We start from the raw sequence: 1,758 nt of genomic DNA, 5'->3' as shown, positions 1-1,758 counted from the left end.
GGACTAAAGCGCCGCCCGCGGCCCCACCGGCCCAGCGCGCTCTGCAACCGCCGCCGCCGGCCGCACCACCACCGGCCGCCGCCGCGTCGCCGGAACCCCCAGCACCGCCGCCGCGACATCCTCCGCCGCCGCGCCCGCCAACGTCCACGGCTCGACGAAATACCGTTCGAACAGCCGCCCCGGGTCGCGCGCGAACCGGTACAGCCATTCCAGCCCCAGCCGGCCCAGCCAGCGCGGCGCCGCCGCCTGCACCCCGGCCTCGTAGTCGAACGCCCCGCCCACCGGGAACAGCACGCCGCGGGTCAGCCGCGCGCGGTTCTGGGCGATCCACAGCTCCTGGCGCGGCATGCCCATGCCGACGAACACCACGTCCGCCCCGAACGCCTCGATCTGGGCCAGCACCGCTTCGTTGCCGGCCGAGCCCGGCGTCATGTCGAAATAGCCGTCGCGGGTGCCGATCACGACTCCGGGCCACGCAGCCCGCAGCTTCTCGGCCGCCAGCTCCGCCACGCCGGGCGCCGCGCCCAGGTAGAACACCCGCCAGCCGCCCGCCGACGCGCGGGCCCAGAACGCGTCCTTCCAGTCCAGGTAGGTGCAGCGATGCGCCCGCGACAGCGGCCGGCCCAGCAGCTGGCCCCACCAGACCAGCGGCACGGAGTCGATCTCGATCAGGTCGGCCACGTCGTACAGCGCCCGCATCCGCGGCTCGCGCTTCAGCAGGGCCAGGCTGTGCAGGTTGTGGTTGGCGATGACCGCCGGTTCGGCCGCAGCGATCCGCGCGGCCGCGAAGTCCAGCACCTCGTCCGGCGTGACCAGATCCACGGCGCCGCCCAACAGGGCGACGCGGGTCGGGGCGGAGAGGCGTTTCATTTCGTCACGAATCCGACGCGGCTGAACTCAGTCGGAAGATCCGGTTGCAACGCCCGGGCCAGCGCGGGCGGGGGAGGAGAGAGGTCGCGACCGCATCTCCTCCCCTGTGGAGCGCAGCGGAACGGGGGAGGGGGACCGCCGAAGGCGGTGGAGGGGGCGAACCGCCGCCCCCTCCTGTCCAAAATCGAACTTCAGACAGAGCAAAAGCGCCGCGCCCCGGCTCGCCCCCTCCACCACACTTCGTGTGGTCCCCCTCCCCCGCTTCGCAGGGGAGGAGACGCAGCCACGCGTCCCCTCTCCCGCAAGGGGAGAGGGGACCGATCTCCACACCGAACAGGGGTTTGCCGACGCCCGCCCGCTCAAGTTAAGGTTAAGCTCGACCTGAACGAGAGGAGGGAGAGCCCATGTCCAGACGCCTGCGCGACGCGCTCGCCCTCATCGGCGCCGCCGTCCTCCTCCCGCTCTACGCCGTCCTGCTGGCCCCGCTCGCCGCCGCCGTCTTCGCCGCCACCCGCCTGGCAAAGATCTCCCCCCCTTGGGGGGAGGAGCCCGCCTAGCGGGCGATGGGGGGCTCCAGCGGAGCGCCCGCGTTCAGCCGCACCAACCGCTCATCCCCGCGAAAGCGGCGACCCAGGTGAGCTAGGGGTTCGAAGACTAGAGCGGCGTTTCATGAAGCGGGTCGCTCGTTCGGCGACCTTGCGCTCTGGGTCCCCGCTTTCGCGGGGATGAGCGGAGAGGGGGCTCTAGCCCTACAGCAGCGCTCTCACCGCCGCCACCACCGCCACCCACAGCCCGGCCGACACCGCCGCCGCCGCGCTCAGCGCGATCACCGGCGGCCAGCGCCGCGTCCCGCGCGCCTGCGCGGAGCGGCTCTGCGCCGACGACGCC

Annotated in this window: 2 protein-coding genes; one reads left to right on the top strand and one right to left on the bottom strand. The window is 73.2% G+C overall.

Going from position 1 to position 1,758, the window contains the following annotated elements; translation table 11 throughout:
* Positions 1-3 precede the first annotated feature (3 nt).
* Positions 4-870, bottom strand: coding sequence for a WecB/TagA/CpsF family glycosyltransferase (locus G3573_RS21350; RefSeq protein ID WP_163263645.1), 867 nt, complete (start codon positions 868-870; stop codon positions 4-6).
* A gap of 404 nt (positions 871-1,274) precedes the next feature.
* Between G3573_RS21350 and G3573_RS21345 the strand changes: the two genes are divergently transcribed.
* Positions 1,275-1,427, top strand: a complete 153-nt coding sequence (locus tag G3573_RS21345; protein WP_163263644.1) for a hypothetical protein — start codon at positions 1,275-1,277, stop codon at positions 1,425-1,427.
* Positions 1,428-1,758: the final 331 nt, after the last annotated feature.

It is taken from the genome of Caulobacter sp. 17J65-9, from assembly GCF_010975005.1.
Taxonomy (GTDB): Bacteria; Pseudomonadota; Alphaproteobacteria; order Caulobacterales; family Caulobacteraceae; genus 17J80-11.
Note: the sequence above shows the minus strand (reverse complement) of the source record. Positions and strands in the feature narration are given on the sequence as shown.

Excerpts from the sequence above, each read along its gene's own strand:
- G3573_RS21350 (WP_163263645.1), bottom strand. The coding sequence starts at position 870 with ATGAAACGCCTCTCCGCCCCGACCCGCGTCGCCCTGTTGGGCGGCGCC.
- G3573_RS21345 (WP_163263644.1), top strand. The coding sequence starts at position 1,275 with ATGTCCAGACGCCTGCGCGACGCGCTCGCCCTCATCGGCGCCGCCGTC.